Origin of the sequence: Hydrogenophaga sp. (assembly GCF_965657535.1) — a bacterium.
Classification (GTDB): domain Bacteria; phylum Pseudomonadota; class Gammaproteobacteria; order Burkholderiales; family Burkholderiaceae_C; genus Hydrogenophaga.
Genome location: NZ_CBFHOP010000004.1, coordinates 23,123 through 44,182, shown reverse-complemented (window position 1 = coordinate 44,182; position 21,060 = coordinate 23,123). Strand labels below are relative to the sequence as shown.

Here is a 21,060-nt window from a genome sequence, read left to right as displayed (position 1 = left end):
CGCCCCACAGCGCTTTACGCCCTGCCATCGGCGGCAGGCGAAGCCTGCGGCCGATCGGGGGCCGTTCTGCGGTTGTGACGGGCAGGGCACGTTCACCGTGCGCTTTTGGCCTTGTTGCAGGGTTTTCATGAACTGGCGTGCCCGCGCCATGGGTCTGTTTCTGCTGGGTCTCGTGCGTCTGCTCACGGGTGCGCAAGCGCGTTGGCACGGCTGCCCACCCAAGGCAGAGCAGCGCATTTACTTTGCCAACCACCAGAGCCATGCCGATCTGGTGCTGATCTGGGCTGCGCTGCCCCAGTCGCTGCGCAGCATCACCCGTCCCATTGCAGCCAAAGACTATTGGACGGCGTCCCTCTTCAAGCGCTGGATCACCACCGAGGTGTTCAACGCGGTGTACGTGGAGCGCGAGCGCAAAGGCGACGAAGACCCGCTGCAACCGCTGATCAACGCACTGGACAGCGGCGATTCCCTGATTTTGTTTCCCGAGGGCACACGGGGCTTTGAAGAAGACCCGCAGCCCTTCAAAAGCGGCATCTACAACCTGGCCCTGCGGTTTCCCGACGTGGTGCTTGTGCCCACCTGGATTCACAACGTGCAGCGCGTCATGCCCAAGGGCGAGGTGGTGCCTGTGCCGGTGCTGTGCTCGGTCACGTTTGGCGAGCCGGTAAAAATGGGGGTTGACGAGCCACGCGCCGATTTTTTGAGCCGCGCCCGAGCCGCCGTGATGGCCCTGAGGGACGTCTGAATGGGCTCCTTCCTGCGCAGCCTCAGCCCCGAGCAACAGGTCAGCCTGTTGTTTGTGCTGGTGTTTGGCTTGCTCTTGCTGGCCAGCGGCGCGGGGGTGTTGCTTTCGCTGCGTGAACGCAAAGCCATTGAGGCGGTGCTGAGCGAAAGCACCCAGCGACTGCAGGACTACCATGCCTTGCTGCGCAGCTCGTGGCTGATGGCGCTGGTGTTCTGGGTCGGCTGGGCGCTGGGTCACGGTGCTGCGATTGTGCTGTTTGGCCTGATTTCGTTTTTTGTGCTGCGCGAATTCATCAGCCTCTCGCCCACCCGCCGCAGCGATCACCGCAGCCTGGTGCTGGCCTTTTTCACTGTGCTGCCGGTGCAATACGCGCTGGTCTGGACCCAGCACTTCAACCTGTTCACCGTGTTCATTCCGGTCTATGTGTTTCTGGCCATTCCGGTGGTGAGTGCGCTGGGCAACGACCCGCAGCGCTTCCTGGAACGCAACGCCAAGCTGCAGTGGGGCATCATGGTGTGCGTATACGGCCTGAGCCATGTGCCCGCGTTGTTGCTGCTCGACTTTCCCCTTTTCGCCGGCCGAGAGGCTTTTCTGGTGTTCTTTCTGGTGCTGGTGGTGCAAACCTGCATGCTGGTGCAGCACCTGATGGCGCGCGGTCTCCACCGTCCGGCGGCGCCAGCCATCAGCGCCAGCTTTCACTGGCGCAGTTGGGCCTGGGGGCTGCTGGCCGGTGGCCTGCTGGGCGCCCTGCTCTCGGGCTTCACACCGTTCAAGCCGCTGCAGGCGCTGGGCATGGCGCTGGTCGCTTGCGTGGCAGGCACACTGGGGCACCTGGTCATGAAGGCCATCAAGCGCGATCGCGGCGTGACCCACTGGGGCTCCGCCGGGCGCTCGGTCACCGGTGCGAGCGGTTTGCTGGACCGCGTGGACGCGCTCTGTTTTGCGGCACCAGTATTTTTCCACTCGGTTCGCTGGACCTTCCTATGAGAATCCTCGGCATTGACCCCGGCTTGCAATGTACCGGCTTCGGCGTGATCGACACCGAAGGCCAGGCATTGCACTACGTCGCCAGCGGCACCATACAAACCAGCCCCAAAGACGGCGCTCTGCTGCCGGAGCGGCTGAAAATTTTGTTTGACGGCATCAGCGAGGTGGTCAAGCGCTACGAGCCCGAGGTGTCGGCCTGCGAGATCGTGTTTGTGAACGTGAACCCCCAGGCCACGCTGCTGCTAGGCCAGGCGCGGGGCTGTTGCCTCACAGCTCTGGTGGCCAATGGGCTGGGTGTGGCCGAATACACCGCGCTGCAGCTGAAAAAGGCGGTGGTGGGCTATGGCCGCGCCGACAAGGCGCAGATGCAGGACATGGTGAAGCGCTTGCTGCAGTTGCCCGGCCTGCCCGGCAAAGACGCCGCCGACGCGTTGGGCCTGTGCATCACCCACGCCCAAGTGGCCCGCTCGGTGGCAGCCATCAACCAGGTCAGTGCGCTGCAGGCCCGCACGCACGCAGCCTACAAAGGCGGTCGGAGTTATTGACGGCACTGCGCCGGCCTTTCAGGCCGTTACCCGCAGGTTGGCACCATATGCAGCGAAGCAAAGCCGGTGCCGCGGTGCTCAGGGTTGGGCACATCGCGCACCGGGCACTGGGTTGTGCCTACAGCAGCCGCTCCAGAATGAGTACGCCGAAGAAGCCCAGCGCGGCGATCACGGTCCACTTCAAAATGATCAGACCCCACTGACGAAAGTACGCTTTGCCGGTGCCGATGTAGAACGCAAAGCACACGCCAGCGGCAATGAGCAAAAAGAAGAGGGCGAAGCGAAACAGCAGCATGGCTGCGCTTACCAGGCCGGTGCGAGCTGCGCAAAACCCGTGGGGGCGTCGCGGTCGCGCTCAAAACTGACGATGTCGTAGGCATCGGGCTGCGCTAGCAGGGCACGCAACAGCTGGTTGTTCATGGCGTGCCCACTGCGAAAGGCGCTGTAGGCCGCGAGCAACGGTTTGCCCACGATGTACAGGTCGCCAATCGCGTCCAGAATCTTGTGCTTCACGAACTCGTCCTGGTAGCGCAAGCCGTCGGCGTTGAGCACCTTCACGTCGTCCATGACGATCGCGTTGTCCAGCCCACCGCCCATGGCCAGGCCGTGCGAGCGCATCATTTCCACATCACGGGTGAAACCAAAGGTCCGGGCCCGCGCGATTTCCCGGGCGTAGGTCCCACTGCCAAAGTCGAACTCGACCCGCTGCCCGGTGGAGCTCACCGCTGGGTGGTCAAACTCGATCTCGAAACTCAGCTTGTAGCCGTGGTACGGGTCGAGCCGCGCCCACTTGAGGTTGCTGCCTTCGCCCTCGCGCACCTCCACCGGGCGTGTCACCCGAATGAACCGCTTGGGTGCCTTTTGCATCACGATGCCCGCGCTTTGCAGCAGGTACACAAATGACGCCGACGAGCCATCCAGAATGGGCACCTCTTCGGCCGTGATGTCCACGTACAGGTTGTCCAGTCCCAGCCCGGCTGCCGCACTCATGAGGTGCTCAATGGTATGCACCTTCACACCGCCGTTGGAAATGGTGGACGCCAGCCGGGTGTCGGTGACCGACGTGGCTGTGACCGCAATCTCCACCGGCTCGGGCAGGTCCACGCGCCGAAATACGATGCCCGTGTCGGGCGGTGCGGGGCGCAACGTCAACTCCACCCGCTGACCGCTGTGCAGGCCCACGCCGACGGCTTTGGTCAAGGATTTTAGGGTCCGTTGTGCGAGCATTTGATGATTTTAATTTTTTGAGCAAGTTCGCGCTTGAGAGGAAAACTATTCCGACGATTGCCCTAACGCACAGGTAGAGGTGCCCCCATTCGGGAACACCGCGAAACCGGCTTTGCCGGGCCGCAGGTGTTGCCCCCTGGGGGGGGGTGACGCCACAGGCGGCGCAGGGGGAAGCTTTTCAATCGGCTTGTTTGCGCAGAAAAGCAGGGATCTCGAAATCTTCCATACCGCCAGAGGACAGCGCATCAATTTTGGCCGCTGCATTGGCGCGGCTGCTGCCCCAGACACGGGGAACATTGACCGGCATGTTGCTGTAGTCGGGCTGCGCGTGGCCCACACCAGGGCCGCCCACGGCGGTGTTGACGGTGGGCACGTTGAACGGCATGTTGTCGGTGCCCGTGCGCAGCACCTGCAGCGGTGGCGCGGTGCGACGCATGCCTTGGCGGCTCAGGCCGGTGGCGACCACGGTCACGCGCATTTCTTCGCCCAGACTGTCGTCGTAGGCTGCGCCGTAAATGACGTGTGCGTCCGGCGAAGCGTAAGCCTTGATGGCGGTCATGGCCTCCTTGGACTCCTTGAGTTTCAAGGAGCCCTTGGAGGCAGTCACCAGCACCAGCACGCCTTTGGCACCCGACAGGTCCACGCCTTCAAGCAGCGGGCAGGCCACGGCTTGCTCGGCGGCGATACGGGCGCGGTCAGGGCCAGCGGCCACGGCGGTGCCCATCATGGCTTTGCCGGGTTCGCCCATCACGGTGCGCACGTCTTCAAAGTCGACGTTCACGTTGCCGTATTCGTTGATGATTTCGGCGATGCCGCCCACGGCGTTTTTCAGCACGTCGTTGGCGTGGGCAAACGCCTCGTCCTGGGTCACGTCATCACCCAGCACGTCCAGCAGCTTCTCGTTCAGCACGACGATCAGCGAGTCCACGTTGGCTTCGAGCTCGGTCAGGCCGGTGTCGGCGTTGGTCATGCGGCGGCCGCCTTCCCAGTCGAACGGTTTGGTGACCACGCCCACGGTGAGGATGCCCATTTCCTTGGCCACACGGGCGATCACGGGCGCGGCGCCGGTGCCGGTGCCACCACCCATGCCAGCGGTGATGAACAGCATGTGGGCACCGTCAATGGCCGAGCGAATTTCGTCGACAGCCAGCTCGGCGGCGTCGCGACCCTTTTCGGGCTTGCTGCCAGCGCCCAGACCGGTGGCACCGAGCTGAATGGTCTTGTGGGCCGCGCTGCGCGACAGAGACTGCGCGTCGGTGTTGGCACAGATGAATTCCACGCCCTGCACGCAGCGCGAAATCATGTGCTCCACGGCGTTTGCGCCGCCGCCGCCCACACCAATGACCTTGATCTGGGTGCCCAGGTTGAAGGCTTCAACTTCAATCATTTCGATGCTCATTTTTCTCTCCTGTTGTGCCCTTGAACCGGTGTTTCAGGGCGTTGTTTCAATGTCAAACCGTTGTTGTCTTGTGTGGTGTGGCCGCTGTGCGGCCACGGCTTCATCCAGGCGGCCCGGTGCAGGCCGTACATCGGTGCACCGGGTAGTGGCCCGCAGCGCCTCGGCGCACGGGGCAAACAGGGGATCGGGACAAGTCGCTCATCGTGTGTGTGTGCAGCATGGTCAGAACGTCCCCACAAACCAGTTTTTCATGCGTTCAAAGGCGCCCTGCATAGAGCCGGCCTTCTGCGCCACCTTGTGCCCACGCACACGAGCCAGTCGCGCTTCTTCCAGCAAGCCCATGACCGTGGCGGCACGGGTCTGGGCCACCATGTCGGACAAGGCGCTGGCGTAGTTCGGTATGCCGCGGCGCACCGGCTTCAAAAAGATGTCTTCGCCCAACTCGACCATGCCGGGCATGACGGCGCTGCCACCCGTGAGCACGATCCCCGAGGACAAGATTTCTTCGTGCCCCGAATCGCGCACCACCTGCTGCACGAGGGCAAAAATCTCTTCCACGCGAGGCTCGATGACGCCGGCCAACGCCTGGCGGCTGAGCATGCGTGGCGCCCGGTCGCCCAGGCCAGGCACTTCCACTTGGGTGTCGGGGTCGGCCAGCAGCTGCTTGGCGCAGCCGTGTTCCACCTTGATGTCTTCAGCGTCTTTGGTGGGCGTGCGCAGCGCCATGGCAATGTCGCTGGTGATGAGGTCGCCCGCGATGGGAATGACTGCGGTGTGCCGGATTGCGCCGCCGGCAAAAATAGCCACATCGGTGGTGCCGGCACCGATATCGACCAAGGCCACGCCGAGTTCTTTCTCGTCGTCGGTCAACACGGCCTGGCTCGACGCCAGCGGGTTGAGCATGAGCTGGTCCACTTCCAGCCCACAGCGGCGCACGCACTTGATGATGTTTTCGGCCGCACTTTGCGCACCGGTGACGATGTGCACCTTGGCTTCCAGGCGAATGCCGCTCATGCCGATCGGCTCTTTCACTTCCTGGCCGTCGATCACGAACTCCTGCGGCTCGACCAGCAACAGGCGCTGGTCGGTGGAGATGTTGATCGCCTTGGCGGTCTCGATCACGCGTGCCACGTCGGCCGCAGTCACTTCGCGGTCCTTGATGGCCACCATGCCGCTGCTGTTGATGCCGCGGATGTGGCTGCCGGTGATGCCAGTGTAGACACGGGCAATACGGCAGTCGGCCATCAGTTCGGCCTCTTTCAGCGCGGCCTGGATGCTCTGCACGGTGGCATCGATGTTGACCACCACGCCCCGCTTCAAGCCGTGGCTGGCCGACACGCCCAGTCCCGCCAGCTTGAGCTGACCGTTGGCCTGCACCTCGGCCACCACCACCATGATCTTGGCGGTGCCAATGTCGAGTCCGACCACCAAATCCTTGTATTCCTTGGCCATGATTGTTTCTTGATTACCTGGTTTTCTGTGTGGGATTGGTCGGGTCTTCGGTGACCGTGGTCACGCCGCGCATGCGCAGCGCATAGCCGTTGGGGTAGCGCAAGTCCACCGACTGCACCGCGCCGGCGTAGCGCTCGGTCAGTTGGCTCAGGGTGGCAGTGAACCGCTGGGTACGGGCCAGCAACTCCTCGGGGCTGCCACGGCCCAGTTCCATGCGGGCACCGTTGTCGAGTTCGGCGCGCCAGCTGCCGCGCTCGGTGAGCTCCAGCCGAGCCAAGCCCAACTCAAGCCTCGCCAGCTCGGCGCTGATTAGCTGGTACAGCGTCCACACACGGGCCGATTGCTCAGGCGGGCCAAACAGTTCGGGCATGCCATCGCTGTCGTCGGGACTGGCTTCAAACACCTCACCCAGGCGGCTCACCAGCTGGCCAGAACCCGAAACGCCCCACCAGGCGACCGCTTCGTGTTCCTGCAGCGTCACGCGCAGGCGGTTGGGAAATTCTCGCTGCACCACCGCGCTGCGCACCCAGGGTACCGACTCAAACATGCGCTTGACCTGCTGCAAGTCCACCGTGAGGAAGCTGGCCGACAGGCTGTTTTTCATTTGCGTGGCGAGCTGCGCACGGAAGGTGACCACGTTCTGGTGTGCCACATCACCCTGCACCGAAATGGCTTTGACCGACCACACCGGGTGGCGCACCGCCCAGGTGCCCAACGCGCCCAGGCACAACACGGCAAACACCACGGCCAGGGCGTGGGTCGCCGCGGTCATGAGTTTGACGTCGATGGGCAGGTCGGACTGGGTCATGGCGGGTGGCTTAGACCGTTGCGGGCGCGCCGTTGTCCAGCGCAGCGCTGGCCAGCACGCTCAGGCACAGGTCTTCGTAAGACAAACCGGTGGCGCGGGCCGACATGGGCACCAGCGAATGGCTGGTCATGCCGGGCGAGGTGTTGATTTCCAGCAAGTAGGGCTTGCGGGTCTGGCCGTCGATCATCACGTCGGCTCGCGCCCAGCCGCGGCAGTCCAGCGTGAGGAAGGCCTTGAGCACCAGCGCCTGGATGGCAGCCTCTTCGCCTTCCGGCAAACCGCAGGGCACCAGGTACTTTGTGTCGTCGGTGAAGTATTTGTGCTGGTAGTCGTAGTTGCCGTCGGGCGCCACGATGCGGATCACCGGCAGGGCGCGGGCTTCCGCGCCCGTGCCCAGCACGGGGCAGGTCACTTCGTCGCCCGCGATGAACTGTTCGCACATCACCATCGGGTCTTGCCCGGATGCCAGCGCGTAGGCAGCGTCGCATTCGTCCAGCGTCAGCACCTTGGTCAGGCCGATCGTGGAGCCTTCGCGCACGGGCTTCACGATCATGGGCGAGCCCAGCGCAGCAAAGGCTGCGCGGGTTTCGTCGGCGCTGTGCACCTGGCGCCAGGCCGGGGTAGACAGGCCTTCGGCCAACCAGATGCGCTTGGTCATGAGCTTGTCCATGGCCACGCTTGATGCCATCACACCCGGGCCGGTGTAGGGAATGCCCAGCAACTCCAGTGCACCCTGCACCGTGCCGTCTTCACCAAATCGGCCGTGCAGTGCAATGAAGCAGCGGGCAAAGCCCTCGCGCTTGAGCGCGCCCAGATCGCGCTCGGCGGGGTCAAAGGCGTGGGCATCCACCCCTTTGGATTGCAGCGCGGCCAGCACGCCAGCCCCCGACATCAGCGAGACCTCGCGTTCGGCCGAGCGCCCGCCCATCAGCACAGCCACTTTGCCCAGTTGCTTCGCGTCCATGTTCACCGTTGCATTCATTGTTTTGACTCCTGCGCCAACTCGAGCACCCGAGCAGCCACCGCGCCGATGGAACCCGCACCCATGCACAGCACCACATCGCCGCCGCGTGCGTTGTCCAGGATGGCCTGCGGCATGTCGCCGATGTCATCTACGAACACCGGCTCCAGCTTGCCCGCCACCCGCAACGCGCGGGTCAGCGAGCGGCCATCGGCCGCCACAATAGGCGCTTCACCCGCGGCATACACCTCGGCCAGCAACACCGCGTCGGCCTGGCCGATCACTTTCACAAAGTCTTCAAAGCAGTCGCGCGTGCGGCTGTAGCGGTGCGGCTGAAACGCCAGCACCAGGCGCCGGCCGGGGAAGGCGCCGCGCGCCGCCGACAGCGTGGCCGCCATTTCCACCGGGTGGTGACCGTAGTCGTCCACCAGCGTGCAGTGGCCACCCGTGGGCAGGGTCGCTTCGCCGTAGCGCTGAAACCGCCGGCCCACACCCTTGAACTCGGCCAGGGCCTGCACCACGGCCGCGTCGTCCACGCCGAGTTCCACCGCAATGCCAATGGCGGCCAGCGCGTTGAGGACGTTGTGGTGCCCTGGCAGGTTGAGCACCACGTCCAGGTCGGGCAACTGGATGCCGTTTTTGCGCTGCACGGTGAAGTGCATTTGAGCGCCGACCGGCCGAACGTTCACGGCGCGCACCTGCGCGTCTTCAGAGAAACCGTAGCTGGTGATGGGGCGCGCAATCTGCGGCAAGATTTCGCGAATGGATGGGTCGTCCACACACACCACGGCTGCGCCGTAAAACGGCATGCGGTGCAAAAACTCGATGAACGCGGCCTTGAGTCGACCAAAGTCATGGCCGTAGGTGTCCATGTGGTCGGCGTCGATGTTGGTCACGACCGACAGCACCGGCAGCAGGTTCAAAAATGAGGCGTCGGACTCGTCGGCTTCCACCACGATGTATTCGCCCGAACCCAGCTGCGCGTTGGCGCCCGCGCTGTTGAGGCGCCCGCCAATCACAAAAGTGGGGTCCAAGTGGGCAGCTGCCAGCACGCTGGCAACCAGACTGGTGGTGGTGGTTTTGCCGTGCGTGCCGGCAATGGCCACACCCTTTTTCATGCGCATCAGCTCGGCCAGCATCACCGCGCGGGGCACCACCGGCACCAGCTTGGCGTGTGCGGCCACCACTTCGGGGTTGTCTTCTTTCACGGCGGTGGAGGTGACGATGGCGTCGGCGCCTTCGATGTACCGGGCATCGTGGCCGGTGAAAACGGTGGCGCCCATGGTCACGAGGCGGCGCGTGGCCGCGTTTTCCCCCAGGTCGCTGCCGGATATGACATAGCCCTGGTTGAGCAACACCTCGGCGATGCCGCTCATGCCACTGCCGCCGATGCCCACAAAATGGATGTGCCGAATGGCGTGCTTCATGCTGTTTTCACTTTCGCGAGTTGCTCGCAGGCGGACACCACGGCCGCCACGGCGTTTGTTTTTTCCATCTGTTTGGCTTTTTCGGCCATGGCCTGCAGCTGTTCACGCTGCAGGCTCTGTAGCTTGTGCGCCAGCATCTGCGGCGTCAGTTCGGTTTGCGGCACCACCCAGGCGCCACCGGCATCGGTCAAAAAGCGGGCGTTGGTGGTCTGGTGATCGTCCACCGCGTGGGGAAACGGCACAAACAGGGCCGCAGCGCCCACGGCGGCAATTTCGGTCACGGTGCTGGCGCCCGCCCGGCACACGATCAGGTCGGCGTCGGCAAAGGCCTGTGCCGTGTCGTCAATGAACGGTGTGAGCTCGGCCAGCACGCCAGCAGCCGCGTAGTTGGCGCGCAGCGCGTCAATCTGCTTTTCTCCGCTCTGGTGCATCACCTGTGGACGCTGGACCGTGGGGATCAAGGCCAGCGCTTGCGGCACGGTGTCGTTCAGGGCCTTGGCACCCAGGCTGCCGCCCACCACCAGCAGGCGCAGCGGGCCACTGCGGCCGGCAAAGCGCTGCGCGGGCGTGGGCTGGCAAAGGAACTCGGCGCGCAGCGGGTTGCCCACCCACTCGGCCTTCTTGAAGACATTAGGGAAGGCGGTGAACACCCGGTCGGCAATGCCAGCCAGCACCTTGTTGGCCATGCCAGCCACCGAATTTTGTTCGTGCAGAACCAGCGGTTTGCCCAGCAGGGTGCCCATCATGCCGCCCGGAAAGGTGATGTAGCCACCCAGGCCCACCAACACGTCGGGCTTCACCCGGCGCACCACCTGCAGCGCCTGCCAGAAGGCCCGCAACAAGCGCAGTGGCAGCAACACCAGCGTTTTCACACCCTTGCCACGCACGCCACCGAAGTCGATCGTTTCCAGCGCGAAACCGCGCGGTGGCACCAGGCGACTTTCCATGCTGCCGGGTGCGCCCAGCCAGTGCACACGCCAGCCGCGCTCGCGCAGGGCTTCGGCCACAGCCAGTCCGGGAAAGATGTGGCCACCGGTTCCGCCGGCCATGATGAGGGCGCAAGGCTGGCGCTGTGTCATGAGCGTCCACCTTTCATGAGCGATGCGTGCCGCATCTGCAGCCGCTGCGCGCCTGCTTGGCGGTTTTGTTGAAACCGCTGTGTCATGAGCGTCCACCTTTCATGAGCGATGCGTGCCGCATCTGCAGCCGCTGCGCGCCTGCTTGGCGGTTTTGTTGAAACCGCTGTGTCATGAGCGTCCACCTTTCATGAGTTGGCGGTTTTCATAATCCACGCGCAACACGATCGCGATCGCGATCAGGTTCAGCAAAATCGCCGACCCGCCGTAGCTCATGAGCGGCAGGGTCAGGCCTTTTGTGGGCAGCGCGCCCAGGTTCACGCCGATGTTGATAAACGCCTGAAAGCCCATCCACAGGCCCACGCCCTGCGCCACCAGGCCGGCAAACACCTGGTCTAGTGCAATGGCCTGGCGGCCGATGTGCATGATGCGGCGGGTGAGCCAGAGAAACAGGCCGATCAGCACCAGCACGCCGACCAGACCAAACTCCTCGCCTATGACGGCGAGTAAAAAGTCGGTATGGGCTTCGGGCAGCCAGTGCAACTTTTCCACGCTGCCGCCCAAACCCACGCCAAATATTTCACCCCGGCCAATGGCAATCAGCGAGTGCGACAACTGGTAGCCCTTGCCCAGCGCGTGCTCCACGCTCCAGGGGTCGAGGTAGGCAAAGATGCGCTCACGGCGCCATTCGCTGGTGAGCACGATCATGGCAAACGCCGCCACCACGAGCACCGCCATCAAGAAAAACATGCGGGCGTTGACCCCGCCCAGAAACAGAATGCCCATGGCAATGACCACGATGACCATGAAGGCACCCATGTCGGGCTCGGCCAGCAACAGCATGCCCACCACCAGCACAGCCAGCGCCATGGGCAACACGGCACGGAAGAAGCGCTCTTTCACCTCCATCTTGCGCACCATGTAGTCGGCGGCGTACAGCAGCACGGCCAGTTTGGCCAGTTCGGACGGCTGGAAGTTCATGATGCCCAGCGAGATCCAGCGCCGCGCGCCGTTGACGCCCTTACCGATGAACGGCACCAGCACCAGCACCAGCAACACCAGGGCCACGGCAAACAGCCAGGGCGCCATCTTTTCCCACGCACGCAGCGGAAACTGGAACGCCACCATGGCAGCGATGACCCCAATGAGCATGGAAATGCCGTGACGCAATACGAAGTGGGTGTGGGCGTAGTTGGCGAAGCGCGGGTTATCGGGCAAGGCAATGGAGGCCGAATACACCATCACCAGGCCCCAGGCCAGCAGCGCCACCACCACCCAGAGCAGGGGCTGGTCAAAGCCCAGTTCGCGCACGGCCACGTTGCGGGTGCCGGCGTAGGTGCGGTTGGACAAGCGCACCGGCAAGCCGTCGCGCGAGGTGTCACCGGCCAGCGCACCAGCGAGGTCGCGCCCAACAAGTTTGGGCAAGGCGGACGCGAAGGCGCCGCGCCATTGCGCCAGGCGGTGGGACAGGGCCGCCATCATGCAAAGCTCTCCAGGTCCATGCCACGCTCAGCAGCAAGCTCTGAGACCGCCGCCACAAACACGCGGGCGCGGTGCACGTAGTTGTCAAACATGTCCAGGCTGGCGCAGGCGGGCGACATGAGCACGGCGTCGCCTGGGCGTGCCTGCTGTGCGGCCAAGGCTACAGCTTCGTTCAGACTGGCGGCGTCCAGCAGCGGCAGCTGCGCCTGTGCCATGGCCTGCGCCACGGTGTGGCGAATCAGCGGTGCATCGCGCCCGATCAGCACCACCGCGCGGGCGTGGCGCACCAGGGCCTGGGTCAGCGGGTTGAAGTCCTGGCCCTTGCCATCACCACCCAGAATGACCACCAGGCGCCGGTCGGCGCCCAAACCTTTGATCGCGGCCAGCGTAGCGCCCACGTTGGTGCCTTTGCTGTCGTCGAAATACTCCACGTCGTCCAGCATGCCGACCGGTTCCACCCGGTGCGGCTCGCCGCGGTATTCACGCAAGCCATGCAGCATGGCGCCCAGCGCAGCGCCGGTGGAAGTGGCCAAGGCCAGCGCAGCCAGTGCGTTGGCGGCGTTGTGGCGGCCACGGATGCGCAGCGCATCCACCGGCATCATGCGCTGGAAATACACCTCGTCCTCGGTGTCTGCAGCGCGCCCACGCTTGCGGGTTTCGTCCAGCGCCAACGCGCGTACCAGCCATTCCATGCCGTTGACGGCCTCAATGCCCCAGTCACCCGGGCGGACGGGCGCGTCCAAGCCAAACGTGGCGTAAGGGCGGGCCGGCTGCTGGCGGTTGCGTCCGCTCACCTTCACGGTCACCAGCGCCGGCTTCATGGCCATGACCTGAAGGTCATCGCGGTTGAGCAGCATGAGCGCCTGGGTGCCAAAAATGGCCGCCTTGGCCTGCGCGTAGGCCGTGAGCGAACCGTGCCAGTCCAGGTGGTCTTCGGTGATGTTGAGCACGGTGGCCGCCGTGGGCACGCGGTCCCAGGCGCCGCCGGCGACGCCGTCGAGCTGGAAGCTGGACAGCTCAAGCACCCAGACGGCGGGCAGGTGCGGCGGCTGCGGCTGCTGCAGCGGGGGCGCCACCAGCTGCGCGGGGCCTTCGTCTTCTGCTGCGTCTGTATCCGCCTCTTCGGCAGCGACGGGCACCGGCTCAGCGGCCACAGCGGCAGGAGCGTCCACCGGTCCGGCCATTGCTTCATCGGCTTGGGCGGCGTCCGCTTCGGCCTGTTGTGCGTCGGCAGCCTCGGCCACCGCTTCGGCGTCCAGCGCTTGGCTGAGCACGTCGAGCAAGGCAGGACCAATGTTGCCGGCGACGGCCACGTTAGCCCCGGCTCGCTGCAACAGCAAGCCGGTGAGAGAAGTGACGGTGGTTTTGCCGTTGGTACCGGTGATGGCCAACACCTTGGGGGTATAGGGTTTGTGCTCGCGCTGAGCCAGATCGCTCAGCGCCTGCGCAAACAGGTCGAGTTCACCGACCACAGCGACGTTTTGCGCTTTCGCCCAGCCGTTCACGGCAGCCAGTTGCGCCGGCGCCAGGCCGGGGCTGCGGGCCACCAGCGTCCAGGCAGCCTGATCAAACAGCGCGTCATCAAAAGCGCCCGATATAAAGCTTGCGGCCGGGCATTCGGCATGCAAGGTCGCCAGCTGCGGGGGCGCGGGCCGGGTGTCGGCCACGGTCACGCGTGCGCCGTGGCGCGTGCACCAACGCGCCATCGCCAGGCCGGAATGACCCAGGCCCAGCACGAGAACGTGGTGGTCGCGCAAGTGATTCATCGGAGCTTCAGCGTGGACAGGCCCACCAGACACAACAGCATGGTGATGATCCAGAAACGAACCACCACCTGGGTCTCTTTCCAGCCCTTTTTCTCAAAGTGGTGGTGCAGTGGCGCCATCTGGAACAGGCGGCGGCCCTGGCCAAAGCGGCGCTTGGTGTATTTGAAATAAGCCACCTGCAGCATCACCGACAAGGCTTCCACCACAAAGATGCCGCCCATGATGGCCAGCACGATCTCTTGGCGCACGATGACGGCGATGGTGCCCAGGGCGCCGCCGAGCGCGAGCGCGCCCACGTCACCCATGAACACCTGCGCAGGGTGCGCGTTGAACCACAAAAACGCCAGCCCGGCGCCGGCCATGGCAGCGCAGAAGATGAGCAATTCGCCCGCGCCCGGAATGTGTGGCAGCAGCAGGTAGCGCGAAAACACCGCGCTGCCGGTGACGTAGGCAAACACGCCCAGGGCCGACCCCACCATCACGACCGGCATGATGGCCAGACCATCAAGCCCGTCGGTGAGGTTCACCGCGTTGCTCGAGCCGACGATCACCAGGTAGGTCATGACCACGAAGCCAAAAACGCCCAGTGGGTAGCTGATTTCCTTGAAGAACGGCACCATCAGCCCCGCTTGCGGTGGCAGGTCCACCGTGAAGCCCGAGGCCACCCATTGAATGAACAGCTCCAACACCCGCAGGTTGCTGGTCTCGGACACGCTGAAAACCAGGTAGAGCGAGGCCACCAGGCCGATGACGGATTGCCAGAAATACTTTTCCCGCGAGCGCATGCCCTCGGGGTCTTTGTGCACCACTTTGCGCCAGTCGTCGACCCAGCCAATGGCACCAAAGCCCAGCGTCACCAGCAGCACGATCCACACGAAGCGGTTGGACAGGTCAAACCACAACAAGGTCGACAGCGCGATGGCAAACAAGATCAGCACACCGCCCATGGTGGGCGTGCCGCCCTTGCTCAGGTGCGTCTGCATCGCGTATTCGCGGATGGGCTGACCAATCTTGAGCGCGGCGAGGCGGCGGATGAAGAACGGGCCAGCGACCAGACCAACGATGAGTGCGGTCATGGCGGCCATGACGGCGCGAAAAGTCAGGTACTGAAAGACGCGCAGAAACCCGAATTCGGGCCCGAGGGTTTGCAGCCACAGGGCCAGGCTAAGCAGCATGGGGCGCCTCCTTTTTTTCTTGTTGTACGGGGGTGACGGCCGGCGCCGCCAGGGCTTGCAGTGCCTGCACAGCGCGTTCCATGCGCATGAAGCGCGAGCCTTTTACGAGCACGCTGCGCACACCGGCATCGGACGCCGCCACGGTGGCACACACATGGGCCACCAGCGCAGACTCGTCGGCCCAGTGCGTGGGAGCGGGCTCACCAGCGGCCTGCAGCGCGGCGGTGGCCTGCTGCATCCAGTCGCCGGCACAGTGCACGGCCTCAATGCCACAGGCCTGCGCGTGGCGCAGCACTTCCAAGTGAAAGGCCAGGCCCTGTTCGCCCACCTCGCCCATGTCGCCCAGCACCAGCAGACGCGGGCCAGGCAGCTCAGCCAGCACGTAGATAGCGGCCACCACCGAGTCGGGGTTGGCGTTGTAGGTGTCGTCGATCAGCGTCACGCTGCGGCCTGCGAACGCGAGCGACAAGGCACGCGAGCGCCCGCCCACCGGCTCAAACGCGTCCAGCCCACGGCCAATGGTGGCGAGCGGTACACCGGCGGCCAGCGCGCAGGCGGCGGCGGCCAGGGCGTTGCGCACGTTGTGCCGCCCGGCAATGCGCAAGCGGCAATCCAGCGCACCAGCGGGTGTGGCCATGCTCAGGGCCCAGGCACCGTCGGCCCAGCCGGTTTGCAGCGCGTGCACATCAGCGCTGGCGTCGGTGTCGCTGAAGGTCACCACGCGGTGGCTGGCCGCCAGCGCACGCCACACCGGCGTGTAGTCGTCGTCGCTGGGGAACACGGCCACACCCGCTGGGGCCAGGGCGCTGATGACGGCACCGTTTTCGCGCGCCACGGCTTCCACGGTGGCCATGAATTCGAGGTGTTCACGCTGGGCGTTGTTGACCAGCGCCACGGAGGGCTGCGCAAGGGCAGCCAGGTAGGCGATTTCACCCGGGTGGTTCATGCCCAGCTCCACCACGGCCAGACGGTGCGCTGCGCGCAGACGCAGCAGCGTGAGCGGCACACCAATGTCGTTGTTCAGGTTGCCTTGCGTGGCCAGCGCCTGCTCGCCAGCCTGGGCACGCAAGATGGACGCGATCATTTGCGTGACCGTGGTTTTGCCGTTGCTGCCAGTCACGGCGATGAGCGGCAGGCTGAACTGTTCGCGCCAAAGACGGGCCAGCTCGCCCAGCGCCAGGCGGGTGTCGGGTACCTCCACACCGGGCAGGCCAGCAGCCGCCAAACCCCAGTGGGCGATGGCGGCCACCGCACCTTGTGCACGGGCCTGGGGCAGAAAGTCGTGCGCGTCAAATCGCTCGCCTTTGAGCGCCACAAACAGGTCGCCAGCCTGGAGGCTGCGCGTGTCGGTGTGCACGCGCAAGATGGGTGCGGCGACCGAGCCCACGGCGTTCGCGCCAGTGAGTTGGTTCAACAAATGGGGCAGGTTGTTCATGCACTGGCTCCCAGCGCAGCGGCACGCTGCCGCAAAGCGGTCTGGGCTTGCACCAGATCAGAAAACGGTTTTTTCACGCCCATGACTTCCTGGTAATCCTCGTGTCCTTTGCCGGCAATCAGCACCACGTCTTGCGGCATCGCGGCTTGCACGGCCCATGCAATGGCCGCCGCGCGGTCGGGCTCCGTATGCACGGCGCCGGGCTGGGCCAGTCCGGCCTGCATCTGCGCCAAAATGGCCAATGGATCTTCGCTGCGCGGGTTGTCGCTGGTGAACACCGCGTGCTGCGCGCCGCGCTCGGCCACCGCCGCCATCACCGGGCGCTTGGTTGCATCGCGGTCGCCGCCACAACCCACCACCGCCCACAGCGCACCGCCGCGCTGCCGGGCCAGGGGTTGCAGCGCCTGCAGCGCTTTCTCCAGGGCGTCGGGCGTGTGGGCGTAATCCACCAGCACCAGCGGTTCGCCGGGGGTGGTACCAGGCACCTGCTCCATGCGCCCGGGCACTGGCGTGAGAGCACCGCAGGCCTGCACCGCTGCGGCCAGCGCCACGCCTTGTGCGCGGGCCACGGCCAGCACACACAGCAGGTTGGACACGTTGTAACCGCCCACCAAGGGCAGACTCAGGGCATGCGATTCAACGACCTCGCCAACCCCGTTGCGCTCGGCCACCACCAGGCGCATGCCTTGGTCGGTGAAGCCGATGTCTTGCGCCACCAAGCGGGCTGCGGTGGCTTGCCCTGCATCCTCTATTGCGATCGGCCAAAGGTCCAGCCCGCGTGCTTGCAGCGTGGCGGCCAGCGGGACGCCACGGGGGTCGTCGAGGTTGACCACCGCGCTCACCAAGCCAGGCCAGTCAAACAAGGCGGCTTTGGCCGCCCAGTAGCTGTCCATGCTGCCGTGAAAGTCGAGGTGGTCCTGGGTGAAATTGGTGAACACGGCGACACGGATGCGGCTGGCGTTCATGCGGCCTTCCACCAGGCCGATGGAGGATGCCTCCACCGCACACGCCTTGGTACCCGCTTCCACCATGCCGCGCAGGCGGGCTTGCAGCAGCACCGGGTCGGGCGTGGTGAGACCAGTGGGCACCAATCCGTGACCGGTGTCCCCCGCCAGGGGTGGCTGGCCAATGCCCAGCGTACCCACCACCGCACACGGCTGGCCTGCGGCCGTCAACAGCTGCCCCACCCACCACGCGGTCGACGTTTTGCCGTTGGTCCCGGTGATGGCGATCAGGTCGAGCTGGCTGCTCGGTTCGCCGTAATACGCGCTGGCGATCGGTCCGGCCAACGCCTTCAGGCCAGGCACCGCCAACACCCGCTCGTCGTTGAACCCAAAAGCGTCTACACCTGCTTGCTCCACCAACACCGCAGCTGCGCCAGCCTGCAAGGCGCCCGCCACAAAGCGGCGCCCATCGGTGGCGGCACCTGGCCAGGCCACGAAACCATCACCGGCGCAAAGGCGACGGCTGTCGCACTGCAAGTCGCCCTGCACGCGGCTGCGCAGCCAGTCGGCCACTGCCTGCGGGTGCTGCATCGTCTGCATCAAAACGATTCCTCCACCACTTCGGACACAATCTGAGGCTTGACGCTCATGTCGGGCTGCGCGCCCATGATGCGCAGCGTCTGCTGCACGGTCTCGCTGAACACGGGCCCAGCCACCAGGCCACCGAAATAGGCGCCGTTGCTGGGCTCGTCCACCATCACCGCCACCACAATACGCGGCGACTCGACCGGCGCCAGACCGACGAAGAAGCTGCGGTATTTCTTGTCCGCATACCCCTTGCCTTCTTGTTTGCGCGCCGTGCCCGATTTGCCACCCACCGAGTAGCCCATGGTCTGGGCCAGTTGGCCGGTGCCGCCAGGGCCCGCGGCCATCTCCAGCATCTTGCGCACCGCGTTGGCGTTCTTTTCGCTGAACACCTGCACGCCGCTGGCGGGGGTGTCGGTCTTGAGCATGCTGACCGGAATCAGCGCGCCGTCGCGCGCAAAGATGGTGTAGGCCTGCGCCAGCTGAAACAGCGACGCAGACAAGCCATAGCCGTAGCTCATGGTCGCCTGCTCGATCGGGCGCCATGTTTTGTAGGGCCGCAAGCGGCCACTCACCGCACCGGGAAACGGCACTTGCGGCTTCTGGCCGAAGCCCGCCTGGGCATAGGTTTCCCACATTTCCCGCGGCGACATCTGCATGGCCAGCTTGACCGTGCCGACGTTGCTGGACTTCTGGATCACCTCATTGACCGTCAAAACACCGTGGGGATGCGCATCGTTAATGGTGGAGCCACCAATGCTGATACGGCCCGGCGCGGTCTGGATCGCGGTGGTGGGTTTGACCAGGCCTTTGTCCAGCGCGAGCGCGGCGATGAAAGGCTTCATCGTGGAGCCGGGTTCAAAACTGTCGGTGAGCGCGCGGTTGCGCAGCTGCTCGCCACTGAGGTTCTGGCGCCGGTTGGGGTTGTAGCTCGGGTAGTTGGCCAGCGCCAGCACCTCGCCGGTCTGCACGTCGAGCACCACCACGCTGCCCGCGCGGGCCTTGTGCTCCTGAATGGCATCGCGCAGCTTTTGATAAGCGAAATACTGCACCTTGCTGTCAATCGACAGCTGCAGGTCGGGACCGTCCACCGGCGGAACCACATCGCGCACGTCCTCCACCACGCGGCCCAGACGGTCTTTGATGACCCGGCGCGAGCCGGCCTTGCCCGACAGTTGCTGGTTGAACGCCAGCTCGACGCCCTCTTGCCCACGGTCTTCCACATTGGTGAAACCCACCACGTGCGCAGCGGCTTCGCCCTCGGGGTATTGGCGCTTGTATTCGCGGCGCTGGTAAATGCCTTTGATACCCAGGGCTGCAATCTCTTTGGCCACCGGCTCGTCCACCTGGCGCTTGACCCACACAAAGGTCTTGTCTTCCTGGCCCAATCGCTTGCGCAAATCGGCCAGCGGCAGATCCAGCAGCTTGGCCAGCTGGCGCAGCTTGGGGTCGGCACGGTCCACGTCCTCTGGAATGGCCCAGATGCTCTGCGCCACCACGCTGGACGCCAGAATCAGCCCATTGCGGTCCAGCACGCGCCCTCGGTTGGCCGGCAGCTCCAGCGTGCGGGCAAACCGCACCTCCCCCTGGCGCTGGAAAAACTCGTTGCCAAACACCTGCACATAGGCAGCACGCGCACCCAAACCGGCAAAAGCCAAGGCCAGGCCGGCCACAATGAACTTGCTGCGCCAGACCGGCGTCTTGCTCGCCAGCAGCGGGCTTGCGCTGTAGTTGATACTGCGGCTCACGGAACCGACTCCCCAGCGCGCGCAGCGGGCGATACAAACACCGACACGTACTGCGTAATCGCCGGATTCACCGGGCGCATCTGCAGCTGCCGGCTGGCCAGCTGCTGCACGCGGGCAGGCGTGGCTTCGCCGCGTTTTTGCACCTGCAACTGCTCATGCTCCGAGTCGAGCTTGCGCGTTTGCGCCTGGGCCCGGTCCAGCGCGGTGTACAGGCGGCGCGATTCGTACTGGGTGTGCACCAGATAAAACGCGCTGGCCAGCACCGCCACCAGCAGCACCAGGTTCAAACGGATCATGTGCGCGCTCCCCCGCAGGCGCCAGCGTGCAGCGCAACAGGCGCTGCGCGATCGGGACCGCTCTGGGCTGTCTTCATGCCGCCACCTCGGAGCGCTCGGCCACCCGCATCACCGCGCTGCGCGAACGCGGATTGGCCTTGACTTCGCTCTCTGAAGGCTTGACGCGGCGCACGCCGCGCAGGCGCATAGGCGCCGGCTCGGCAAACGGGATGCGGCGGTCCACCACCGTGCGCGAATGTCCGGCCATGAACTGCTTGACGATGCGGTCTTCCAGCGAATGGAAACTGATCACCACCAGCTGGCCATGGGGGCGCAGCACCTGCAGGCTGGCCTCTAGCGCTTGTTGCAGCTCCTCAAGCTCGGCATTGATGAAAATCCGAAAAGCCTGAAATGTGCGCGTTGCAGGGTCCTTGCCCGGCTCGCGGGTTTTGACCGCGCCAGCCACGACTTCGGCCAACTCACGGGTGGTTCGAAAAGGGCCCCGTTCCTGTCGGCGACGATCAATCGCCTTTGCAATCTGTTGAGCAAACCGTTCTTCGCCATAGTCACGAATGACCTCCGACAGGGTGGAAATATCGGCCGTTTCCAGCCACTGAGCCACGCTCTGGCCGCGCGTGGTGTCCATGCGCATGTCCAGAGGACCATCGTGACGAAAAGAAAAACCCCGCTCGGGGTCGTCAATCTGAGGGGAACTCACACCCAGATCCATCAACACGCCATCGGCACTCGCGAGCCCCAGCTCACCCAGGTGGCAAAACCCCTGGTGCCGGATGGAAAAACGGCCATCGCTGGCCGCCAGTTCTTGCGCAGCCGCTACGGCCTGCGGGTCCTTATCGAACGCCGTCAGGCGCCCGAGCGGCGACAAGTGCTGCAGGATGAGGCGCGAGTGCCCTCCCCGCCCAAACGTGGCGTCCACATAGTGACCATCCGGGTTGATCGCCAAAGCCTCAACGGCTTCGTTCAACAGAACGGTGTGATGAATCAGATCGCCTTGCACCAAGG

19 protein-coding genes are annotated in these 21,060 nt (G+C 64.9%); 3 read left to right on the top strand and 16 right to left on the bottom strand.

Annotated elements, in window-relative coordinates; genetic code table 11:
- Positions 1-127 precede the first annotated feature (127 nt).
- From ACTG4K_RS07805 to ruvC, 3 genes are read left to right on the top strand one after another with little or no spacing between them, the layout of a single operon-like run.
- A complete protein-coding gene (locus ACTG4K_RS07805) occupies positions 128-745 on the top strand; it encodes a lysophospholipid acyltransferase family protein (protein WP_439113635.1) in 618 nt (205 codons plus the stop codon).
- Positions 746-1,732 carry a phosphatidate cytidylyltransferase gene (locus ACTG4K_RS07800; protein WP_439113634.1) on the top strand — a complete coding sequence of 329 codons (987 nt, stop codon included), beginning with the start codon at positions 746-748 and terminating at the stop codon, positions 1,730-1,732.
- Positions 1,729-2,277, top strand: coding sequence for a crossover junction endodeoxyribonuclease RuvC (ruvC, locus tag ACTG4K_RS07795; protein WP_439113633.1), 549 nt, complete (start codon positions 1,729-1,731; stop codon positions 2,275-2,277). Before ACTG4K_RS07800 ends, ruvC begins: the two co-directional genes overlap by 4 nt.
- Before the next feature lie 118 nt (positions 2,278-2,395).
- On the opposite strand, the gene ACTG4K_RS07790 is transcribed toward ruvC, so the two are convergent.
- The 16 genes from ACTG4K_RS07790 to rsmH all read right to left on the bottom strand — a co-directional run bounded on the left by ACTG4K_RS07790 (position 2,396) and on the right by rsmH (position 21,055).
- On the bottom strand, positions 2,396-2,572 hold the full coding sequence (locus tag ACTG4K_RS07790) for a hypothetical protein (RefSeq protein WP_439113632.1): 177 nt from the start codon (positions 2,570-2,572) through the stop codon (positions 2,396-2,398).
- An 8-nt stretch (positions 2,573-2,580) separates the two neighbouring features.
- Positions 2,581-3,504 carry a UDP-3-O-acyl-N-acetylglucosamine deacetylase gene (lpxC, locus tag ACTG4K_RS07785; RefSeq protein WP_439113631.1) on the bottom strand — a complete coding sequence of 308 codons (924 nt, stop codon included), beginning with the start codon at positions 3,502-3,504 and terminating at the stop codon, positions 2,581-2,583.
- Between the two features lie 178 nt (positions 3,505-3,682).
- Positions 3,683-4,903, bottom strand: a complete 1,221-nt coding sequence (gene ftsZ, locus ACTG4K_RS07780; RefSeq protein WP_439113630.1) for a cell division protein FtsZ — start codon at positions 4,901-4,903, stop codon at positions 3,683-3,685.
- A gap of 222 nt (positions 4,904-5,125) precedes the next feature.
- A complete protein-coding gene (ftsA, locus tag ACTG4K_RS07775; RefSeq protein WP_439113629.1) occupies positions 5,126-6,355 on the bottom strand; it encodes a cell division protein FtsA in 1,230 nt (409 codons plus the stop codon).
- Positions 6,356-6,368: 13 nt separating this feature from the next.
- Positions 6,369-7,163 carry a cell division protein FtsQ/DivIB gene (locus ACTG4K_RS07770; RefSeq protein ID WP_439113628.1) on the bottom strand — a complete coding sequence of 265 codons (795 nt, stop codon included), beginning with the start codon at positions 7,161-7,163 and terminating at the stop codon, positions 6,369-6,371.
- A 10-nt stretch (positions 7,164-7,173) separates the two neighbouring features.
- Positions 7,174-8,127: a D-alanine--D-alanine ligase gene (locus tag ACTG4K_RS07765; protein ID WP_439113627.1), complete on the bottom strand. Its 954-nt coding sequence runs from the start codon at positions 8,125-8,127 to the stop codon at positions 7,174-7,176.
- A gap of 14 nt (positions 8,128-8,141) precedes the next feature.
- A complete protein-coding gene (gene murC / locus ACTG4K_RS07760; protein WP_439113626.1) occupies positions 8,142-9,551 on the bottom strand; it encodes a UDP-N-acetylmuramate--L-alanine ligase in 1,410 nt (469 codons plus the stop codon).
- Positions 9,548-10,630 (bottom strand): undecaprenyldiphospho-muramoylpentapeptide beta-N-acetylglucosaminyltransferase, encoded by a 1,083-nt coding sequence (gene murG, locus ACTG4K_RS07755; RefSeq protein ID WP_439113625.1) that lies wholly within the window; start codon positions 10,628-10,630, stop codon positions 9,548-9,550. Before murG ends, murC begins: the two co-directional genes overlap by 4 nt.
- 168 nt (positions 10,631-10,798) lie before the next feature.
- On the bottom strand, positions 10,799-12,106 hold the full coding sequence (ftsW, locus tag ACTG4K_RS07750) for a putative lipid II flippase FtsW (RefSeq protein WP_439114022.1): 1,308 nt from the start codon (positions 12,104-12,106) through the stop codon (positions 10,799-10,801).
- Positions 12,106-13,875: a UDP-N-acetylmuramoyl-L-alanine--D-glutamate ligase gene (murD, locus tag ACTG4K_RS07745; protein ID WP_439113624.1), complete on the bottom strand. Its 1,770-nt coding sequence runs from the start codon at positions 13,873-13,875 to the stop codon at positions 12,106-12,108. The genes ftsW and murD overlap by 1 nt, the downstream gene beginning before the upstream one ends.
- Positions 13,872-15,050 carry a phospho-N-acetylmuramoyl-pentapeptide-transferase gene (gene mraY / locus ACTG4K_RS07740; RefSeq protein WP_439113623.1) on the bottom strand — a complete coding sequence of 393 codons (1,179 nt, stop codon included), beginning with the start codon at positions 15,048-15,050 and terminating at the stop codon, positions 13,872-13,874. Before mraY ends, murD begins: the two co-directional genes overlap by 4 nt.
- Positions 15,040-16,485: a UDP-N-acetylmuramoyl-tripeptide--D-alanyl-D-alanine ligase gene (locus tag ACTG4K_RS07735; protein ID WP_439113622.1), complete on the bottom strand. Its 1,446-nt coding sequence runs from the start codon at positions 16,483-16,485 to the stop codon at positions 15,040-15,042. The genes mraY and ACTG4K_RS07735 overlap by 11 nt, the downstream gene beginning before the upstream one ends.
- Positions 16,482-18,029, bottom strand: a complete 1,548-nt coding sequence (locus ACTG4K_RS07730) for a UDP-N-acetylmuramoyl-L-alanyl-D-glutamate--2,6-diaminopimelate ligase (protein ID WP_439113621.1) — start codon at positions 18,027-18,029, stop codon at positions 16,482-16,484. Before ACTG4K_RS07730 ends, ACTG4K_RS07735 begins: the two co-directional genes overlap by 4 nt.
- Positions 18,029-19,762, bottom strand: coding sequence for a peptidoglycan D,D-transpeptidase FtsI family protein (locus ACTG4K_RS07725; RefSeq protein WP_439113620.1), 1,734 nt, complete (start codon positions 19,760-19,762; stop codon positions 18,029-18,031). The genes ACTG4K_RS07730 and ACTG4K_RS07725 overlap by 1 nt, the downstream gene beginning before the upstream one ends.
- The gene (gene ftsL / locus ACTG4K_RS07720) at positions 19,759-20,058 is read right to left on the bottom strand and encodes a cell division protein FtsL (protein WP_439113619.1); all 300 of its coding nucleotides are present in this window, start codon (positions 20,056-20,058) and stop codon (positions 19,759-19,761) included. The genes ACTG4K_RS07725 and ftsL overlap by 4 nt, the downstream gene beginning before the upstream one ends.
- A gap of 73 nt (positions 20,059-20,131) precedes the next feature.
- Positions 20,132-21,055: a 16S rRNA (cytosine(1402)-N(4))-methyltransferase RsmH gene (gene rsmH / locus ACTG4K_RS07715; protein ID WP_439113618.1), complete on the bottom strand. Its 924-nt coding sequence runs from the start codon at positions 21,053-21,055 to the stop codon at positions 20,132-20,134.
- Between the last annotated feature and the right edge of the window lie 5 nt (positions 21,056-21,060).

Excerpts from the sequence above, each read along its gene's own strand:
- ACTG4K_RS07805 (WP_439113635.1), top strand. The coding sequence starts at position 128 with ATGAACTGGCGTGCCCGCGCCATGGGTCTGTTTCTGCTGGGTCTCGTG.
- ACTG4K_RS07800 (WP_439113634.1), top strand. The coding sequence starts at position 746 with ATGGGCTCCTTCCTGCGCAGCCTCAGCCCCGAGCAACAGGTCAGCCTG.
- ruvC (WP_439113633.1), top strand. The coding sequence starts at position 1,729 with ATGAGAATCCTCGGCATTGACCCCGGCTTGCAATGTACCGGCTTCGGC.
- ACTG4K_RS07790 (WP_439113632.1), bottom strand. The coding sequence starts at position 2,572 with ATGCTGCTGTTTCGCTTCGCCCTCTTCTTTTTGCTCATTGCCGCTGGC.
- lpxC (WP_439113631.1), bottom strand. The coding sequence starts at position 3,504 with ATGCTCGCACAACGGACCCTAAAATCCTTGACCAAAGCCGTCGGCGTG.
- ftsZ (WP_439113630.1), bottom strand. The coding sequence starts at position 4,903 with ATGAGCATCGAAATGATTGAAGTTGAAGCCTTCAACCTGGGCACCCAG.
- ftsA (WP_439113629.1), bottom strand. The coding sequence starts at position 6,355 with ATGGCCAAGGAATACAAGGATTTGGTGGTCGGACTCGACATTGGCACC.
- ACTG4K_RS07770 (WP_439113628.1), bottom strand. The coding sequence starts at position 7,163 with ATGACCCAGTCCGACCTGCCCATCGACGTCAAACTCATGACCGCGGCG.
- ACTG4K_RS07765 (WP_439113627.1), bottom strand. The coding sequence starts at position 8,127 with ATGGACGCGAAGCAACTGGGCAAAGTGGCTGTGCTGATGGGCGGGCGC.
- murC (WP_439113626.1), bottom strand. The coding sequence starts at position 9,551 with ATGAAGCACGCCATTCGGCACATCCATTTTGTGGGCATCGGCGGCAGT.
- murG (WP_439113625.1), bottom strand. The coding sequence starts at position 10,630 with ATGACACAGCGCCAGCCTTGCGCCCTCATCATGGCCGGCGGAACCGGT.
- ftsW (WP_439114022.1), bottom strand. The coding sequence starts at position 12,106 with ATGGCGGCCCTGTCCCACCGCCTGGCGCAATGGCGCGGCGCCTTCGCG.
- murD (WP_439113624.1), bottom strand. The coding sequence starts at position 13,875 with ATGAATCACTTGCGCGACCACCACGTTCTCGTGCTGGGCCTGGGTCAT.
- mraY (WP_439113623.1), bottom strand. The coding sequence starts at position 15,050 with ATGCTGCTTAGCCTGGCCCTGTGGCTGCAAACCCTCGGGCCCGAATTC.
- ACTG4K_RS07735 (WP_439113622.1), bottom strand. The coding sequence starts at position 16,485 with ATGAACAACCTGCCCCATTTGTTGAACCAACTCACTGGCGCGAACGCC.
- ACTG4K_RS07730 (WP_439113621.1), bottom strand. The coding sequence starts at position 18,029 with ATGCAGACGATGCAGCACCCGCAGGCAGTGGCCGACTGGCTGCGCAGC.
- ftsL (WP_439113619.1), bottom strand. The coding sequence starts at position 20,058 with ATGATCCGTTTGAACCTGGTGCTGCTGGTGGCGGTGCTGGCCAGCGCG.